Raw genomic sequence first — 17,102 nt, forward strand, 5'->3', positions numbered from 1 at the left:
GCCCCGCGGCTGAGCGGCTCCGCCGCCCAGCGTTGGGGTGGCTCCGCCGCTCAGCGCCCGGATTGACAGACGCCATTCGGACCGGTCGGTACTAGGTATCCCGGGCCCCTGAATTTTAAGGAAGCAGAGGATGGCCGAGCTGACCATCTCGACGGAGGAGATCCGCGGCGCCCTGGAGCGCTACGTCTCTTCCTACTCGTCCGACGTCTCCCGCGAGGAGGTCGGCACCGTCGCCGACACCGGTGACGGTATCGCCCACGTCGAGGGCCTGCCCTCGACCATGACCAACGAGCTCCTGGAGTTCGAGGACGGCACGCTCGGCGTGGCGTTGAACCTCGACGTACGGGAGATCGGTGTCGTCGTTCTCGGTGACTCCGCCAAGCTGGAGGAGGGGCAGCGCGTCAAGCGCACCGAGCGGGTTCTCTCCGTTCCGGTCGGCGACGCCTTCCTCGGCCGCGTGGTCAACGCGCTCGGTGAGCCGATCGACGCGCTCGGCGACATCGCCAACGAGGGCTTCCGCGAGCTGGAGCTGCAGGCTCCGAACGTGATGTCCCGGCAGTCCGTCGACGAGCCGCTGCAGACCGGCATCAAGGCCATCGACGCGATGACCCCGATCGGTCGGGGTCAGCGGCAGCTGATCATCGGTGACCGGAAGACCGGTAAGACCACTGTCGCCCTGGACGCCATCCTCAACCAGCGGGACAACTGGCGCACCGGCGACCCGAAGAAGCAGGTTCGCTGCATCTACGTCGCCATCGGCCAGAAGGCCTCCACGATCGCCTCCATCAAGGGGCAGCTCGAGGAGGCGGGCGCGATGGAGTACACCACCATCGTCGCCTCGCCGGCCTCCGACCCGGCTGGCTTCAAGTACCTCGCCCCGTACACCGGCTCGTCCATCGGGCAGCACTGGATGTACGGCGGCAAGCACGTCCTGATCGTCTTCGACGACCTGAGCAAGCAGGCCGAGGCGTACCGCGCCGTGTCGCTGCTGCTGCGTCGCCCGCCGGGCCGTGAGGCGTACCCGGGTGACGTCTTCTACCTGCACTCCCGCCTGCTGGAGCGCTGCGCGAAGCTCTCCGACGAGCTGGGTGGCGGCTCGATGACCGGTCTGCCGATCATCGAGACGAAGGCCAACGACATCTCGGCCTTCATCCCGACCAACGTCATCTCGATCACCGACGGCCAGATCTTCCTGGAGACCGACCTGTTCAACCAGGGCGTCCGTCCGGCGATCAACGTTGGTACCTCGGTCTCCCGGGTCGGTGGCGCCGCGCAGGTGAAGCCGATGAAGAAGGTCGCCGGCTCGCTGCGGCTCAACCTCGCCCAGTACCGCGAGCTGGAGGCGTTCGCCGCCTTCGCCTCCGACCTGGACCGGGCCTCCCGGGCTCAGCTGGACCGCGGTTCGCGCCTGGTGGAGCTGCTCAAGCAGCCGAACTACTCGCCGTTCCCGGTGCAGGAGCAGGTCGTCTCGGTCTGGGCCGGCACCGAGGGCAAGCTGGACGACATTCCGGTGGGCGAGGTCCGGCGCTTCGAGTCGGAGTTCCTCCAGTACCTGCGGCACAAGCACCAGGGTGTGCTGGCCGGCATCGCCGACAACCAGTGGAACGATGACATCATCGGCTCGCTGGACAGCGCGATCGCCGAGTTCAAGCAGGTCTTCCTCGGCAAGGAGGACGAGCGCAAGGTCAACGACGCGCCGGCCGCGCCGCTTGAGGGCGACGAGAACCGCGAGACGGTGACCCGCTTCCGCGACGGCGCGACCGACCGCCCGGCCGAGAGCTGATCCCGTGGCGGCCCAGGTACGCGTTCTTCGTCAACGGATCCGCTCGGCGAAGTCGATGAAGAAGATCACCAAGGCGATGGAGCTCGTGGCGACGAGCCGGATCGCCAAGGCTCAGGCCCGGGTGCAGGCGTCCCTGCCGTACGCCCAGGCCATCACCGGCGTGCTCACGGCGCTGGCGTCCAACGCGCGGATCGACCACCCGCTGCTCACCCCGCGTGAGCGGGTGCGGCGGGCCGGCGTCCTGTTGGTCACCAGCGACCGTGGCCTGGCCGGCGGTTACAGCTCCAACGCGATCAGGATGGCGGAGTCGCTGATCGCACGGCTCAAGGCGGACGGCAAGGAGCCGGTGCTCTACGTCATCGGGCGTAAGGGCGTCGGGTTCTACCGGTTCCGCGAGCGGCCGATCGAGGCGAACTGGACCGGCTTCAGCGAGCAGCCGTCGTTCGAGGACGCCCGTACCGTTGGTGAGACGCTGATCAAGGCGTTCACGGCCGGTGCGGACGACGTCGACGGCGGCGCCGGAGCGGACGGGGTGCTCGGCGTCGACGAGTTGCACATCGTCTACACCGAGTTCCACTCGCTGATGACGCAGAACCCGGTCACCAAGGTCATCGGTCCGATGCAGGTGGAGGACCGGCCGCGCTCCGAGGGGTTGCTGCCGGCGTACGAGTTCGAGCCGGAGGCGGAGGCGCTGCTCGACGCGCTCCTGCCGAGGTACATCAACACGCGGATCTACGCGGCGTTGATCGAGTCGGCGGCGAGTGAGTCGGCGTCGCGTCGGCGGGCGATGAAGAGCGCCACCGACAACGCCGAAGAGATGATCGAGAAGTACACGCGCGAGATGAACTCGGCTCGCCAGGCCGGGATCACCCAGGAGATCAGCGAGATCGTCGGCGGCGCCAACGCGCTGGCCGCGTCGGGAAGTGAAGTGTGATGACTGCACCAGTAGAGACCAAGACGGCCACGGGTCGCGTGGTCCGGGTCATCGGCCCGGTCGTCGACGCCGAATTCCCGCGCGACGCCATGCCGCCCCTGTTCAACGCCTTGAACGTGAAGGTGAACCTGTCCGGCGGTGAGAAGACGCTGACCCTGGAGGTTGCCCAGCACCTGGGTGACAACCTGGTCCGTGCCATCTCGATGCAGCCGACCGACGGCCTGGTCCGTGGCGCCGAGGTGCGCGACCGCGGCGAGCCGATCACGGTGCCGGTGGGCGACGCGGTCAAGGGCAAGGTGTTCAACGCGATCGGCGAGGTGCTCAACCTCAAAGAGGGCGAGACGTTCGAGGCCGACGACCGGTGGGGCATCCACCGCAAGGCCCCGGCCTTCGCGGACCTCGAGCCGAAGACCGAGATGCTGGAGACCGGCATCAAGGTCATCGACCTGCTCGCCCCGTACGTCAAGGGCGGCAAGATCGGCCTGTTCGGCGGCGCGGGCGTGGGCAAGACGGTGCTCATCCAGGAGATGATCACGCGGGTCGCCCGCAACTTCGGTGGTACCTCGGTCTTCGCCGGCGTGGGTGAGCGCACCCGTGAGGGCAACGACCTCATCGCCGAGATGACCGAGTCCGGCGTCATCGACAAGACCGCGCTGGTCTACGGCCAGATGGACGAGCCGCCGGGCACCCGGCTGCGGGTGGCGCTCTCCGCGCTGACCATGGCCGAGTACTTCCGGGACGTGAAGAAGCAGGAGGTGCTGCTCTTCATCGACAACATCTTCCGCTTCACGCAGGCCGGTTCGGAGGTGTCCACCCTGCTCGGCCGTATGCCGAGCGCCGTGGGTTACCAGCCGACCCTGGCCGACGAGATGGGCGAGCTCCAGGAGCGGATCACCTCCGTCCGGGGCCAGGCCATCACGTCCATGCAGGCGATCTACGTGCCGGCGGACGACTACACCGACCCCGCCCCGGCCACCACGTTCGCCCACCTGGACGCGACCACCAACCTGGAGCGGTCGATCTCCGACAAGGGCATCTACCCGGCCGTGGACCCGCTGGCGTCCTCGTCCCGGATCCTCGCCCCGGAGTTCGTCGGGAACGAGCACTTCCAGGTTGCCACCGAGGTGAAGCGGATCCTGCAGCGTTACCGCGACCTGCAGGACATCATCGCCATCCTCGGCATCGAGGAGCTCTCCGAGGAAGACAAGATCACCGTGCAGCGCGCGCGGCGGATCGAGCGCTTCCTCTCGCAGAACACCTACGCGGCGGAGCAGTTCACCGGCGTGCCGGGCTCGACGGTCCCGATCAAGGAGACCATCGAGGCGTTCCGCAAGATCAGCGAGGGTGAGTACGATCACTTCCCCGAGCAGGCGTTCTTCATGTGCGGCGGTCTCGAGGACCTGGAGCGCAAGGCTGAGGAGCTGATGAAGAGCTGACCCAGCTCTCGTCCGACCCGTAGCAAAAAGACTGCCCCGGCAATGCCGGGGCAGTCTTTTGTTCATGTTCGCGTCCTACCATCGTCGCGGTCCGTTACTCGTGGTCGTCACTCCGGAGGGTCCCGAGCTACGGTTCGTTCCGCGCTCACGTGAACGAGCGTTGATCTTTGCAACCTTTCGACGACGTGCGCCCGTCTTCCTCGTCGTGGGCGTAACGAACGGAGCTGCTCGTGGGTAAGGCCGGCAAGAGTGGCCGCAAGCCGTCCATCTGGCGAGGCGTGCCGCGGTGGGCCAGGATCTGCACGGTGTTCGGCACCGTGCTGACCGTGCTCAGCGGCGCCGTGCTGGTCGGCACCGAGGTGCTCATGGCCCGCTACGAGGGGTCCGTCGGCAAGGCCGACCTCTTCGGCGACCAGGCGGCGGGCGCCCAGGTGAAGAAGAGTGACATCAAGGGTCCGCTCAACATCCTGCTCGTCGGCATCGACCCGCGTACGCCCACGGCCGCGCCGCTGGCCGACTCGATCATGGTGCTGCACGTGCCGGCCTCGATGGACCGGGCCTACCTGTTCTCGCTGCCCCGCGACCTCTACGTGCGGATCCCGGCGTTCAAGCGGGCCGACTTCCCGGGCGAGACCACGAAGATCAACGCCGCGATGTCGTTCGGCAGCAAGGTGCCGGGGGCCAACCCGGACGCGGCACGGGGCTTCGAGCTGCTGGCCACCACGGTGCAGAACGTCACCGGCATCAAGCGCTTCGACGCCGGCGCGATCATCAACTTCACCGGCTTCCAGAAGATCGTCGACGCCATGGGCGGTGTCGACATGTACATCGAGCGCGACGTGAAGTCCGAGCACAAGCAGCCGGACGGCAAGGCGCGGCCGGGCAACACCCGTGGTGAGGGCTACGTCGGCCCGCAGGCGCTCTACAAGAAGGGCAACCGGCACCTGAGTGGGTGGCAGGCGCTGGACTACGTCCGGCAGCGCTACCCGAAGAACGGCGTTCCGGATTCCGACTACGGCCGGCAGCGCCACCAGCAGCAGTTCGTCAAGGCCATGGTCGGTCAGGCGTTCAGCGCCGACGTGGTGTCCAACCCGATCAAGCTGGACAAGGTGCTCCGCGCCGCCGGCCAGTCGTTGATCTTCAGCGGCCGGGGCAACAGCGTTGTGGACTTCGGGCTCGCCCTGAAGGACATCCGCCCGAACACCATCGAGATGATCAAGCTGCCCGGTGGCGGGGTTTTCGAGGGTAGTAAGTACCTGGGCGAGCAGTTCCAGGAAGGTGTTCCGGACTTCTTCACCGCTCTGCACAACGAGCAACTGGACCCGTTCCTGCTGGAGCACCCGGAATTCGTCAACAAGGCCAAGTAGTCAGGTCGGCGTTGTCCCCACCCGCGTTGGGCGCGCCGCGTCGTCAGGCTAGACTTTCGGCAATCCGTAGCCGCAGCAAGGAGACAGCGTGGCACAGCAGCTTCACGTCGAGCTCGTCGCCGTCGAGGAGAAGGTCTGGTCCGGTGACGCCGAGATGGTCGTCGCCCGGACGACCGAAGGCGAGCTCGGTGTCCTGCCGGGGCACGCGCCGCTGCTCGGCCAACTCGCCGAGCCCGGCCAGGTACGCATCAAGCTCGCCGGCGGCGAGCAGGTCGCCTACGACGTGGCCGGCGGCTTCCTCTCGGTGAGCGCCGACGGTGTCACCGTGCTGGCCGAGAGCGCAACCCCGGTCTCCGCGCAGAGCCGCTGAGCCACACCGGGGATGGAGATCGTCGAAGGATTCGGAATCGGCGTTGTCGTCATCCTCGGCGCGCTTCTGACACTCTTCGTCCGGCGAGCTCTGGTCACCCGCAGCGGTGGCATCATCCGACTCAGCGTCCGGGTCTCCACCATGCTCGACGGCCGCGGCTGGTCGCCCGGCTTCGGCCGGTTCGCCGGTGACGAGCTGCGCTGGTACCGGATGTTCAGTTTCGCGATCCGGCCCAAGCGGGTGCTCTCCCGCAAGGGTCTGGCCGTGGAGCGCCGCCGGTTGCCCGAAGGTCAGGAACGGTTTTCCATGCCGGCCGACTGGGTGATCCTCCGCTGTACCAGTAACCACGCACCGGTGGAGATCGCCATGGCGCGATCGACCGTGACCGGTTTTCTCTCCTGGCTCGAGGCCGCCCCTCCGGGGGCGGTCTCGCCGCGTATGGCCTCCCAGGACTGGCCGGCTGCCTGATCGGCTCTTCTGCGGTTGCTCTTGGCTTCTGTGGTCGCTCTTGGGGTTTCCGGGGGAGCCCGCCCGGCTCCGGGCGGTCAGGCTTGATCCCTGCGCCGGGCGGGCTCCCCCGGAAACCCTTCGTTGGGCACTGTCCGCCGGCTCGCGGCGGGCTTTGATCACCTGCCGTTACCGATGCGGCTGAGTCCTGCCTCCTCGGTTCGCGCAGCGCGCCGGCCTCCGCGCAGCGCGCCGGCCTCCGCGCAGCGCGCCGGCCTCCGCGCAGCGCGCCGGGCTGCGCGGCTAGCGCATCGGGCTGGTGATCGACTCGGTTTTCTTGATGCCGGGCTGTTCTGGTGGCTGGGATGGCCCGACATCAAGGAACCGGAGTTGACCTAGGCGCTGGTCGGCTGGGCTCGCCGCGGAGTCAGGGTGCTGGTCGGCCTGGCTCGTGGAGGAGGCGGCCCTGGCTACGCGTGGTGGCGGGCAGAGTGGGAAACCAGACCTCGACGTGGTGCGGAGCGCCGACGTTCAGCGCTTGCCGCCCGGCACCCATAGCACGTCTCCTGCCGGATTTGCCGTTCTTGACAGGATAAAGAGCAGATCGGAGAGCCGGTTGAGATACTTTGCCGGGAGCGTGCTGGTTCGTTCCGGATCGTGGCTTACCAGCGCCCACGCTGCCCGTTCGGCACGCCGGGCGACGGTCCGCGCCACGTGCAGCAGCGCCGCACCTGCGGTGCCGCCGGGGAGGATGAAGGAGTCGAGCTTGCTCAGGCGTGCGTTGTACTCGTCGCACCAGCCCTCCAGGCGCTCGACGTACTGCTCGGTCACCCGCAGCGGCGGGTACTTCGGCTCCGGCTCGACCGGGGTGGACAGGTCGGCGCCGACGTCGAACAGGTCGTTCTGCACTGACCCCAGCACCCCGCGAAGCTCCTCGTCGAGATTTCCCAGCGCGAGCGCGACGCCGATCGCCGCGTTGCACTCGTCGACATCCGCGTACGCGGCGATCCGTGGATCGGTCTTCGGCACCTGCTCGTTGTTGCTCAGCCTGGTCATGCCGGCGTCGCCGGCCTTGGTGTAGATGCGCGTGAGGTGGACGGCCATGACGCACAGCCTACGGATTCCCGACCTGACGATCCCGGCGCGGCCGGACAGCACCGCCGGCTGGCCGGTGGTGGTGGGCCCCGGCGACGCCGGCGATTCGGCGGTCAACGATGTCGACGTCATCCGGGTACGCGGTGACGCCCGACTGTCCGGCACCGTGCACGTGGTCGGTGCCAAGAACTCGGCGTTGAAGCTGATGGCCGCCGCGCTGCTCGCGCCCGGCCGCAGTGTGATCACCAACGTCCCCCGGATCACCGACATCGCGATCATGGGAGAGGTGCTGCGTCGGCTGGGCTGCGACGTCCAGTTCGACGCGGACGACCCGGTCGACCCGATGGTCGCCCGTGGCGGCGTGGCCCGGTCCCGGTCGGTGACGATCGACGTACCCGAGCAGCCGGGCGCGGAGGCCGACTACGACCTGGTCCGACGGTTGCGCGCGTCGATCTGCGTGCTCGGCCCGTTGCTGGCCCGTCGGGGGTACGTGCGGGTGGCCCATCCCGGCGGCGACGCGATCGGGTCGCGGGGGTTGGACATGCACATCTCCGGGCTGACCCGGATGGGCGCGGAGATCTCCGGTGAGCACGGCTTCGTCATCGCCTCCGCCCCGCACGGGCTGCGTGGCGCGGACATCGTGCTGGATTTCCCCAGCGTCGGCGCGACCGAGAACCTGGTGATGGCGGCGGTGCTGGCCCAGGGCACCACGATGATCGACAACGCGGCCCGGGAGCCGGAGATCGTCGACATCTGCACGATGCTCAACCAGATGGGCGCGCGCATCGTCGGCGCGGGCACGTCGACGTTGCGAATCACCGGTGTGCCCGGTCTGCGTCCGGTGCGCCACGCCACGGTGGGGGACCGGATCGTCGCAGGCACCTGGGCGTTCGGCGCGGCGATGACCCGGGGCGACGTGACGGTGACCGGGCTGGACCCGGCCTTCCTGGAGATCGCCCTGGACAAGGTGGTGGCCGCCGGCGCGCTGGTGGAAACCCGGGGAGACGGCTTCCGCGTACGGATGGACGAGCGGCCCCGGGCGGTGGACGTGGTGACGCTGCCGTACCCCGGCTTCGCCACCGATCTGCTGCCGATGGCGATCGGGCTGGCGGCCGTCAGCGACGGCGCCTCCCTGATCACCGAGAACATCTTCGACGGCCGGTTCATGTTCGCCAACGAGATGATGCGGCTCGGTGCGGACATCAAGACCGACGGGCATCACGCTGTGGTCCGGGGCCGGCATCGGCTCTCCGGTGCCCCGGTGCGGGCCACCGACATCCGGGCCGGAGCGGGGTTGATCATCGCTGGACTTTGCGCGGAGGGGGTCACCGAGGTCTCCCACGTGCACCATGTCGACCGGGGCTACCCGGACTTCGTGGCCGACCTGCGTGCGCTCGGGGTGGCGGTCGAGCGGGGCACCACGTCGGAGGAGCCGGCACTGGAGATCTGAGGGCCCACGACCCGGCCCGACCGCCACTTAGCCATCGTTCAGGCTCGCCGACTAGGGTGCAGGCAGGCACTCAATCGCAGCGAGGGAGAAGCAGATGGCGGGTCGACTCGCGGTCGTCGGGGCCGGGTTGATGGGTTCCGGCATCGCCCAGGTGGCGGCGCAGGCGGGCTGGCAGGTGACGCTGCGCGACCTGGACGACGCGGCCACCACCCGGGGTCTGGGCGGCATTCGGAAGTCACTGGAGAAGTTCGCCGAGAAGGGCAAGATCGAGGCGTCCGAGGTCGAGGCGACGCTGGCTCGGATCACGCCGACCACCGACCTGGAGGCGGCGGCGGACGCGGACATCGTGGTCGAGGCGGTCTTCGAGCGGCTGGAGATCAAGCACGAGGTGTTCCGCGCCCTGGACAAGATCTGCAAGTCGGACGCGGTGCTCGCCACCAACACCTCGGCGATCCCGGTCACCCAGATCGCCGCGGTGACCGAGCGGCCCGAGGCGGTGGTCGGCACCCATTTCTTCTCCCCGGTGCCGATGATGCAGCTCTGCGAGCTGGTGCGCGGTTACAAGACCAGCGACGCCACGCTGGACACCGCGCGGGCCTTCGCCGAGGAGATCGGTAAGACGGTCGTCGTGGTCAACCGGGACATCGCGGGCTTCGTCACCACCCGGCTGATCTCTGCCCTGGTGATGGAGGCGGTCAAGCTGGTCGAGTCCGGGGTGGTGTCCGCGGAGGACCTGGACACCGCCTGCCGGCTGGGCTTCGGGCACGCGATGGGCCCGCTGGCCACCACCGACCTGACCGGCGTGGACGTGCTGCTGCACGCCTCGAAGAACATCTACACCGACACCGCCGACGAGAAGTTCTTCCCGCCGGAGCTGCTCCAGCGCATGGTCACCGCCGGCGACCTGGGCCGCAAGACCGGTAAGGGCTTCTACACCTACTGAGACCGGCAGCCGCGGGGCCCGTTCGCGGGCCCCCGCGGTCCAGCTCAGTTCGGGCCGGGCGGCGCGGCCAGCGCCGCCGCGACGAAGTCGAGGGCAGCGGGTATGACCGAGCCCCAGTACCGGAAGTCGTGCCCGCCGTCGGCGTACTCGGCTCGGGCGGCCGGCTCGGGAAGGGCTCGCTCCAGCGCCTGCACGTCGGTGAGGAAGTCGTCCTGGCGGCCGCACCAGAGGCCCAGCGGAGTGCCGCGCAGCCGGTCGACACCGGCGAAGACGGCATCACCGGACGCGACGGCGGGGGAGAAGGCCGCCACCGCCCGGAGCAGCCCCGGCCAGGTGGCGGCAAGCAACAGCGAGCCGAAGCCCCCCATGGACCAGCCCCAGGCCGCCAGTCGGGTGGCGTCGAAGCCCCGTTCGGAGCACCAGGCCGGCAACTCCTCCCGCACCATCCGCTGCGGGTCGTCCCGGCCGGTGGGGCGCCAGGAGAGGCGGTCGCCGGTCGCTCCGGCGAGCGCGAACGGCGGCGCGCCCCGACGCACCGCGTCGGTCAGGAAGCGCCCCAGGCCGAGCCCGGGAAAGTCCCGTGCGGTGGTGGACGCGCCGTGCAGCACCAGGCAGACCGGCAACCCCTGACCGTCGCCGTGCCCGTCCGGGACGGCGGTGTAGAAGTCGACTGAGCGCCCACGTGCGGCGGACGGACGGCTGACCAGTCGCTCGTCGCCGGCGGGCGCGTCCGGCGGGACGGGTCGCGTCGGCGACGGGCGGATCAGGTCGCGGGCCGTCCAGCCGACCCCGACCGCCAGCGCCGTCGCCGCTGCCCCTGCGAGCAGGAGCCCGCGCCGGGTCGGTCGAGCGGCCATCGTCAGAGTCTGGCAGCCCCGAGGCGGATCGGGGGCCCCGGAAAGGGGTCAGCCGTCGCGCTTGGTGGTCCAGCGGAAGGTGGTCAGGCAGAGCACCACACCGATCACGCACCACAGGGCCAGCACCACCGCCACCCGGCCCAGCTCGAACGAGCCGCCCGGCTCCTGGGCGCCGAAGCTCTCCGGCAGGAACACCGACCGCAACCCCTGGCACATCCACTTGAGCGGGAACAGCGCCGCCACCTGCTGCATCCAGGTGGGCAGGTCGGTGAAGACGAAGAACACCCCGGAGATGAACTGGAGCACCAGGGCGACCGGGGTGACCACCGCCGAGCCGCTGCGGGCGGTGCGGGCCAGCGACGAGATCGCGATGCCGCACAGGGTGCACGCGGTCACCCCGAGCACGGCGACCCAGCCGAAGGTGAACCACTTCGTGGCGGTGCCCGGCAGGTCGAGGTCGAACAGCGCCACCGCGACGGCCAGCAGCAGGACCGTCTCGGCGATCCCGATCGCCACCACCATGATCACTTTGCCGGCGAACCAGACCCATTTCGGCATCGGCGTGCCCCGGTAGCGCTTGAGCACGCCCCGGTCCCGCTCGATCGGGATCCAGATGCCGAGGTTCTGGAAGCTCACCGTCATCAGGCCGGTCGCGATCATGCCGGTGATGAAGTACTGGGTGAACTTGACCCCGCCGCCGATCGTGCCGTCGAAGATCGACGCGAAGATCAGGATCATGATGATGGGGAAGCCCATCGTGAAGACCACCGACTCCCGGCTGCGCAGGAACTGGGTGATCTCCAGTCGGCCCTGGCGCAGGGCGAGCGCGCCGGCACCCGGCCGCCGGCCGCGAGTCGCGGTGACCGGCGTCGCCGGCTTCGTCGTGGTCGTCATCGCGCGTGTCCGATCATGGTGAGGTAGACGTCCTCCAGGGTCGGCCGGGTCACCGTGAGCCCGGGGACCTCGCCGCCGTAGCGCGCGGCGAGGTCGGCCACGAAGGCCGTCGGCGTCGCGCTCTGCGCGCTTTCCAGCGTCCCTTCCGGGGTACGCCAGGAGACCGTCGCGAGGGCCTCCTGCCGATTGCCCAGCCGATTGGGCGCGGCGACCTCGACCAGCCGGCCTCCGGCGATCACGCCGACCCGGTCGGCGAGGGCCTCGGCCTCGTCCAGGTAGTGGGTGGTGAGCACGATGGTGGTGCCGGCCGCGGCGAGATCGCGGACCAGCTCCCAGAACTCACGGCGGGCCTCCGGGTCGAAACCGGTGGTCGGCTCGTCGAGGAAGAGCAGCTCGGGACGGCCGATGATGCCCAGGGCCACGTCCAGACGGCGCTTCTGCCCACCGGAGAGGGTGTGCGTCCGGGCCTTCGCCTTGTCGGCCAGCCCGACCCGCTCGATCACCTTGTCCGGGTCGTCCGCGTCGGGATAGAAGCCGGAGAAGTGCCGGATCACCTCGGCCACGGTCAGCTCGTCGAACTCGCCGGTGCCCTGGAGCACGATGCCGACCCGGGAGCGCCAGTCAGCGTCCGGTTGGGCCGGATCGACGCCGAGGACGGTGACCTCGCCGGCGTCCCGGCGGCGGTAACCCTCCAGGATCTCCACCGTGGTGGTCTTGCCGGCGCCGTTCGGGCCGAGCAACGCGAACACCTCGCCGCGGTGGACGTCCAGATCCACGCCCGCCACCGCCACGTTGTCGCCGTACGCCTTGCGCAGCCCCCGGACGCAGATGGCCAGCTCGTCATCCATGGCGTCAAGTGTGCGCCCTGGCCACAATGCCTGTTGCCCGGGGTGTGGTGGTCCGCGCCACTGCGCGTACGTGACACCCGGACGTCCCCGACATGGACCTGTGTGGTTTTCCACAGCTCCTTTTACTGAACGGTAACTTAGACTCCGGCCATGGATGAGACGGCATTCCCGGGGCGACTGCCCGAGCGGGACCGCCCGTGGGTGATGCGCACCTACGCCGGCCACTCGTCGGCCGCTGCGACCAACGCCCTCTTCCGCCGTAACCTGGCGAAGGGGCAGACCGGCCTGTCGGTCGCCTTCGACCTGCCCACTCAGACCGGGTACGACCCGGACCACGAACTCGCCTCCGGCGAGGTCGGGCGGGTCGGCGTGCCGGTGGCCCACCTCGGCGACATGCGGGCGCTCTTCGACTGTCTCCCGCTCGCCGACACGAACACCTCGATGACCATCAACGCCCCGGCGATGTGGCTGCTCGCCCTGTACGGCACCGTCGGGCTGGAGCAGGGCGCCGACCTGGCCCGCTGCTCGGGCACCACCCAGAACGACATCATCAAGGAGTACCTGTCCCGGGGTACCTACATCTTTCCGCCGGCGGCGTCGCTGCGGCTCACCGCCGACGTGGTGGCGTACACGCTGCGCGAGATGCCCCGGTGGAACCCGGTCAACATCTGCTCGTACCACCTCCAGGAGGCCGGCGCCACGCCCGTGCAGGAGGTCGGCTTCGCGCTGGCCACCGCGGTCGCCGTGCTCGACGCGGTCCGTGACTCCGGCCAGGTGCCGGCCGAGCGGATGGGCGACGTGGTCCAGCGGATCTCGTTCTTCGTCAACGCCGGGGTGCGTTTCGTCGAGGAGATCGCCAAGATGCGCGCGTTCGGCGTGCTCTGGGACGAGATCACCCGGGACCGGTACGGGGTCACCGACGCCAGACAACGGCGGTTCCGCTACGGGGTGCAGGTCAACTCGCTGGGCCTCACCGAGGCGCAGCCGGAGAACAACATCCAGCGCATCGTGCTGGAGATGCTCGGCGTGACGATGTCCCGCGACGCCCGGGCCCGCGCGGTGCAGCTGCCCGCCTGGAACGAGGCGCTGGGCCTGCCCCGCCCCTGGGACCAGCAGTGGTCGTTGCGGATGCAGCAGGTCCTGGCGTACGAGTCGGATCTGCTCGAATATCCCGACCTTTTCGCCGGCTCGCACGTGATGACCGCGCTGGTCGACGAGGTCGTCGCCGGGGCGCGGGTCGAGCTGGACAAGGTGCTGGAGCTGGGCGGCGTCGTTGCCGCCGTGGAGACCGGCTACCTCAAGAGCGCGTTGGTCGCGTCGCTGGCCGAGCGCCGTCGGCGGATGGAGTCCGGTGCCGACGTGGTGGTCGGGGTCAACCGGTACACCGAGACCGAACCCTCCCCGCTGACCGCCGCCGGCGCGAACGCCGTCGAGCAGGTCGATCCCGCGGTCGAGGCGGCCGCCGTGGACGGCGTACGCCGGTGGCGGGCCGACCGGGACGCGACCGTCGTCGACGCGGCGCTGGCCCGGCTGCGCGCGGATGCCGCGACCACCACCAACCTGATGCCGGCCACAGTGGAGTGCGTGCGGGCCGGGGTCACCACCGGCGAGTGGGCCGGCGCGCTGCGCCAGGTCTTCGGCGAGTACCGGGCGCCGACCGGCCTGGCCGGTGCCACCGGCGGCGGTGGGGAGCCGGGCCTCGTGGCGGTCCGCGAGCGGGTCACCGCCACCGCGCGGGAGCTGGGCAGCGGCCGGCTGCGGCTGCTGGTCGGCAAGCCGGGCCTGGACGGGCACTCCAACGGCGCGGAGCAGATCGCGGTACGCGCCCGTGACGCCGGCTTCGAGGTCGTCTACCAGGGCATCCGGTTGACCGCAGGGCAGATCGTCGCCGCCGCCGTCGAGGAGGACGTCGACCTGGTCGGGCTCTCCGTGCTCTCCGGGTCGCACCTGGCCGCCGTGCCCGCGGTGCTCGACGGGCTACGCGCCGCCGGCCGGCCGGACCTGCCGGTGGTGGTGGGCGGCATCATTCCGGCCAGTGACGCGGACACCCTCCGGGCGGCCGGGGTCGCCCGGGTCTTCACCCCGAAGGACTTCGCCCTCACCGGCATCATCGACGACCTGGTGACGGTCATCCGTCACGCCAACGACCTGCCCTGATCGCACGCTGTCCCGGCCGGTCGCCGGCCGACATGGGTCAGCGCCCGGCGTGGGTGGTCGGCCGGCGTGGGTCAGCGGCCGGAGTAGGTCATGCAGTCGGCCATGTCGTTGTCCGGGCCGACCCTGATCGACGCCGCGTGGCACTCCAGCTGCTCGTTGTGCCGGCAGTCGGCGCGCTGGCAGGCGCCCACCTGCGCGATCAGGCTCTCCACGCCGCCACGGACGGGCGACTCGACGAAGGTGTGGCAGTGGGCGTGATCCATGCTGCCGATGGTGATCGCGAAGGCGTGGCAGTCACCCGACTGGTTGTACGCGCACGCGGCGACCACACATTCCTGGACTCGGGGCATCTCCAACGCTGCGGTCATGCCGACCTCCTCTAGGTTCTTGCCCCGATCCTAGGCTTTTGTCGACCCCCGAAGCCGAGGTATGGCGGGCCGCCGATCCGCCGCGTCAGACGCGGAAGCCGGCGGCGCGGGCGGCCTCTCTTTCGCGGCGTCGTTCAGATCGACGACGGAAGAACCAGAAGGTGAAGAACACCAGGCCGACCAGGACGACGAGCACCAGCACCGGCAGGATGATCGCCACCAGGGAGACCACCACGCTGGTGGCGTCCTCGGCGGTGCTGGCGACCGGGGCGCCGATCCCGGCGGTGGTCGCGTTGATCACCGGGCGGGCCGCGGACTTGAGCAGGTGCACGCCCAACGCCAGCAGTACGCCGGTGACGACCGGCACCCACTGGTGGGACGAGAAGAAGCTCCCCGGGTCGCTGACCGTCACCGTCTCCGACGAGGAGCCGGCGCCGAAGGCCAGGCCACCGGCGGTGGGTCGGACCACGGTCTGCACCACGTCGTTGATGTGGTCGACCACTGGCACCTTGTCCGCGACCATCTCCACGGCGAGAAGCACGGCCATGATGGCGATGACCCAGCCGTTGCCGAGCCAGGTCCAGCCGCTGGGCAGGTCGATCAGGTCGGTGTAACGGCCGAGCAGGCCGAGGATGAGCAGGGGTATGTAGGCGTTCAGCCCCGCCGAGGCGGCGAGACCGGTGCCGGTGAGGACTTCGAACACGGTCTCAGCATCGCATCGACGCGCCAGTGCCGCTCGCTGGCGACCGGGGGGTGCTCGGCTACCCTCGTCGGGTGCGGTTGGTCATTGCGAAGTGCTCGGTGGACTATGTCGGACGGCTCTCGGCTCACCTGCCGCTGGCCACCCGGTTGCTGATGGTGAAGGCGGACGGGTCGGTGTCCATTCATGCCGACGACCGTGCGTACAAGCCGTTGAACTGGATGAGCCCGCCGTGTCGGTTGGAGGAGGCCCCCGGTGTGTGGCGGGTCGTCAACAAGGCTGGCGAGGAGCTGCGGATCACCCTGGAGGAGATCTTCCAGGACACCTCGTACGAGCTGGGTGTGGATCCGGGCCTGCGCAAGGACGGGGTGGAGGCGCACCTGCAGGAGTTGCTGGCCGCCAACCCGGGTGCCCTTGGTGAGGGGTTCACGCTGGTCCGCCGCGAGTACATGACGGCCATCGGCCCGGTCGACCTGCTGTGCCGGGATGCCAACTCGGGCTCGGTCGCCGTCGAGGTCAAGCGGCGTGGCGACATCGACGGGGTGGAGCAGTTGACCCGTTATCTCGAACTGATGAACCGTGACCCGCTGCTCAGCCCCGTCGTCGGGGTCTTCGCCGCCCAGGAGATCAAGCCGCAGGCCCGGGTGCTCGCCACCGATCGGGGCATCCGGTGTGTGGTCGTGGACTACGACAAGCTGCGCGGCATCGTGAAGGACGAGCTGACCCTCTTCTGAGGGCGTCCTACCCGTTGCGCACCGCGATCAGTGACTTCGGCAGACCGAACACCCGCTCCACCAGCATTGTCGAGTCCGGGAAGTAGTGGCGCATCTGCGAGCGGTCCAACAACTCGGTCCAGAGCACCTGGTGGATGGCGGCGTCGTGGCTGCGCGTCGGCTTGTGCCCCAACGGCCAACGTCGGGCGAACGCGGTGCGCAGTCGTACCGGCAGGAACTGCATGCCGGGCGCGATCCAGTGTGGCTCGATGGGGAAGTAGCGGTAGGGCGTCTGCACCCAGTGCCGGTCGGCCAGTGAGCGGGCGGCGGCGGCGAAGCGGATCCGGCGTTCGTGCCCGCCCACATGCTCCAGCACAGAGTTCGAGAAGACCAGGTCGTAGCTGCCCTTGGTGAGGTGCGCGGGCAGGTCGCAGGCGTCGGCCTGCTCGACGTGGGCCCATTCCGGGACGACGGCGGGCGGCTGCTCCAGGTTGACGACTGTCACCCGGGCCGGTCGGACGGTGGAGCGGTGCCAGGTGCCGAGCCGACCACCGAGGTCGACCACGTGCATGTCGCCGATGTCGGGAAAGGTGCGCGCCAGCCAGTCCGAGCGGTGCCGACGCCGTCGGGCGCTCCACGACTGATCACTGTCGACAAGGCGGTAGCGCAATCGATTGGGGCCCATTTAACGCAATGTACCGCCGTGACCACGGCGTATAAACATGTGGATACACCGATCC

The 17,102-nt window shown here is 69.5% G+C and carries 17 protein-coding genes; 10 read left to right on the forward strand and 7 right to left on the reverse strand.

Translation table 11 applies throughout. From position 1 onward, the window contains the following. Positions 1–130: 130 nt before the first annotated feature. From atpA to FB453_RS10365, 6 genes are all read left to right on the forward strand, one after another. A complete protein-coding gene (atpA, locus tag FB453_RS10340) occupies positions 131–1,783 on the forward strand; it encodes a F0F1 ATP synthase subunit alpha (RefSeq protein WP_091405887.1) in 1,653 nt (550 codons plus the stop codon). A gap of 4 nt (positions 1,784–1,787) precedes the next feature. After that, entirely contained in the window at positions 1,788–2,717 is a 930-nt protein-coding gene (locus FB453_RS10345; RefSeq protein WP_091405883.1) for a F0F1 ATP synthase subunit gamma, read from the forward strand. Continuing rightward, positions 2,717–4,153 (forward strand): F0F1 ATP synthase subunit beta, encoded by a 1,437-nt coding sequence (gene atpD / locus FB453_RS10350; RefSeq protein ID WP_091405880.1) that lies wholly within the window; start codon positions 2,717–2,719, stop codon positions 4,151–4,153. Before FB453_RS10345 ends, atpD begins: the two co-directional genes overlap by 1 nt. A gap of 224 nt (positions 4,154–4,377) precedes the next feature. Further along, positions 4,378–5,520 (forward strand): LCP family protein, encoded by a 1,143-nt coding sequence (locus tag FB453_RS10355; protein ID WP_112601150.1) that lies wholly within the window; start codon positions 4,378–4,380, stop codon positions 5,518–5,520. An 88-nt stretch (positions 5,521–5,608) separates the two neighbouring features. Beyond that, positions 5,609–5,890 (forward strand): F0F1 ATP synthase subunit epsilon, encoded by a 282-nt coding sequence (locus tag FB453_RS10360; RefSeq protein ID WP_112584025.1) that lies wholly within the window; start codon positions 5,609–5,611, stop codon positions 5,888–5,890. 12 nt (positions 5,891–5,902) lie between these two features. Next, complete coding sequence (locus FB453_RS10365) at positions 5,903–6,358, forward strand: DUF2550 domain-containing protein (RefSeq protein ID WP_112584026.1); 456 nt, start codon at positions 5,903–5,905, stop codon at positions 6,356–6,358. Between the two features lie 510 nt (positions 6,359–6,868). Here the strand turns inward: FB453_RS10365 and FB453_RS10370 are convergent. Further along, positions 6,869–7,441: a cob(I)yrinic acid a,c-diamide adenosyltransferase gene (locus FB453_RS10370; RefSeq protein WP_112675976.1), complete on the reverse strand. Its 573-nt coding sequence runs from the start codon at positions 7,439–7,441 to the stop codon at positions 6,869–6,871. On the opposite strand from FB453_RS10370, the gene murA reads away from it, so the two are divergent. Next, the gene (murA, locus tag FB453_RS10375) at positions 7,440–8,882 is read left to right on the forward strand and encodes a UDP-N-acetylglucosamine 1-carboxyvinyltransferase (RefSeq protein WP_145789439.1); all 1,443 of its coding nucleotides are present in this window, start codon (positions 7,440–7,442) and stop codon (positions 8,880–8,882) included. The two genes, FB453_RS10370 and murA, sit on opposite strands and share 2 nt — an antisense overlap. 94 nt (positions 8,883–8,976) lie before the next feature. After that, the gene (locus tag FB453_RS10380) at positions 8,977–9,825 is read left to right on the forward strand and encodes a 3-hydroxyacyl-CoA dehydrogenase family protein (protein ID WP_110561611.1); all 849 of its coding nucleotides are present in this window, start codon (positions 8,977–8,979) and stop codon (positions 9,823–9,825) included. A gap of 44 nt (positions 9,826–9,869) precedes the next feature. Here the strand turns inward: FB453_RS10380 and FB453_RS10385 are convergent, their stop codons facing one another. The 3 genes from FB453_RS10385 to FB453_RS10395 are packed head-to-tail and all read right to left on the reverse strand — an operon-like array spanning position 9,870 to position 12,424. Continuing rightward, entirely contained in the window at positions 9,870–10,682 is an 813-nt protein-coding gene (locus tag FB453_RS10385; protein ID WP_145789441.1) for an alpha/beta hydrolase-fold protein, read from the reverse strand. A 48-nt stretch (positions 10,683–10,730) separates the two neighbouring features. After that, entirely contained in the window at positions 10,731–11,576 is an 846-nt protein-coding gene (locus FB453_RS10390; protein WP_145789443.1) for an ABC transporter permease, read from the reverse strand. Beyond that, the gene (locus FB453_RS10395; RefSeq protein WP_145789445.1) at positions 11,573–12,424 is read right to left on the reverse strand and encodes an ABC transporter ATP-binding protein; all 852 of its coding nucleotides are present in this window, start codon (positions 12,422–12,424) and stop codon (positions 11,573–11,575) included. The genes FB453_RS10390 and FB453_RS10395 overlap by 4 nt, the downstream gene beginning before the upstream one ends. Positions 12,425–12,574: 150 nt before the next feature. On the opposite strand from FB453_RS10395, the gene FB453_RS10400 reads away from it, so the two are divergent. Then, the gene (locus tag FB453_RS10400) at positions 12,575–14,581 is read left to right on the forward strand and encodes a protein meaA (RefSeq protein WP_145789448.1); all 2,007 of its coding nucleotides are present in this window, start codon (positions 12,575–12,577) and stop codon (positions 14,579–14,581) included. 71 nt (positions 14,582–14,652) lie between these two features. On the opposite strand, the gene FB453_RS10405 is transcribed toward FB453_RS10400, so the two are convergent. Together FB453_RS10405 and FB453_RS10410 are read right to left on the reverse strand one after the other, a co-directional pair. Beyond that, complete coding sequence (locus tag FB453_RS10405) at positions 14,653–14,949, reverse strand: DUF1540 domain-containing protein (RefSeq protein WP_112584032.1); 297 nt, start codon at positions 14,947–14,949, stop codon at positions 14,653–14,655. 85 nt (positions 14,950–15,034) lie between these two features. Further along, complete coding sequence (locus FB453_RS10410) at positions 15,035–15,652, reverse strand: DUF4126 domain-containing protein (protein ID WP_112584033.1); 618 nt, start codon at positions 15,650–15,652, stop codon at positions 15,035–15,037. 71 nt (positions 15,653–15,723) lie between these two features. Here FB453_RS10410 and nucS point away from each other — a divergent pair, with 71 nt between their 5' ends. Further along, positions 15,724–16,383 (forward strand): endonuclease NucS, encoded by a 660-nt coding sequence (gene nucS, locus FB453_RS10415; RefSeq protein ID WP_112584054.1) that lies wholly within the window; start codon positions 15,724–15,726, stop codon positions 16,381–16,383. 7 nt (positions 16,384–16,390) lie between these two features. On the opposite strand, the gene FB453_RS10420 is transcribed toward nucS, so the two are convergent. After that, positions 16,391–17,047 (reverse strand): methyltransferase domain-containing protein, encoded by a 657-nt coding sequence (locus tag FB453_RS10420; protein WP_145789450.1) that lies wholly within the window; start codon positions 17,045–17,047, stop codon positions 16,391–16,393. Positions 17,048–17,102: the final 55 nt, after the last annotated feature.

The organism is Micromonospora sp. CNZ322 (assembly GCF_007827755.1).

Bases quoted from the DNA above. Each gene is read 5' to 3' on its own strand.
- FB453_RS10380 (WP_110561611.1), top strand. From the start codon at position 8,977: ATGGCGGGTCGACTCGCGGTCGTCGGGGCCGGGTTGATGGGTTCCGGC.
- murA (WP_145789439.1), top strand. From the start codon at position 7,440: ATGACGCACAGCCTACGGATTCCCGACCTGACGATCCCGGCGCGGCCG.
- FB453_RS10370 (WP_112675976.1), bottom strand. From the start codon at position 7,441: ATGGCCGTCCACCTCACGCGCATCTACACCAAGGCCGGCGACGCCGGC.
- atpD (WP_091405880.1), top strand. From the start codon at position 2,717: ATGACTGCACCAGTAGAGACCAAGACGGCCACGGGTCGCGTGGTCCGG.
- FB453_RS10365 (WP_112584026.1), top strand. From the start codon at position 5,903: ATGGAGATCGTCGAAGGATTCGGAATCGGCGTTGTCGTCATCCTCGGC.
- FB453_RS10390 (WP_145789443.1), bottom strand. From the start codon at position 11,576: ATGACGACCACGACGAAGCCGGCGACGCCGGTCACCGCGACTCGCGGC.
- FB453_RS10395 (WP_145789445.1), bottom strand. From the start codon at position 12,424: ATGGATGACGAGCTGGCCATCTGCGTCCGGGGGCTGCGCAAGGCGTAC.
- FB453_RS10385 (WP_145789441.1), bottom strand. From the start codon at position 10,682: ATGGCCGCTCGACCGACCCGGCGCGGGCTCCTGCTCGCAGGGGCAGCG.
- atpA (WP_091405887.1), top strand. From the start codon at position 131: ATGGCCGAGCTGACCATCTCGACGGAGGAGATCCGCGGCGCCCTGGAG.
- FB453_RS10400 (WP_145789448.1), top strand. From the start codon at position 12,575: ATGGATGAGACGGCATTCCCGGGGCGACTGCCCGAGCGGGACCGCCCG.
- FB453_RS10405 (WP_112584032.1), bottom strand. From the start codon at position 14,949: ATGACCGCAGCGTTGGAGATGCCCCGAGTCCAGGAATGTGTGGTCGCC.
- FB453_RS10420 (WP_145789450.1), bottom strand. From the start codon at position 17,047: ATGGGCCCCAATCGATTGCGCTACCGCCTTGTCGACAGTGATCAGTCG.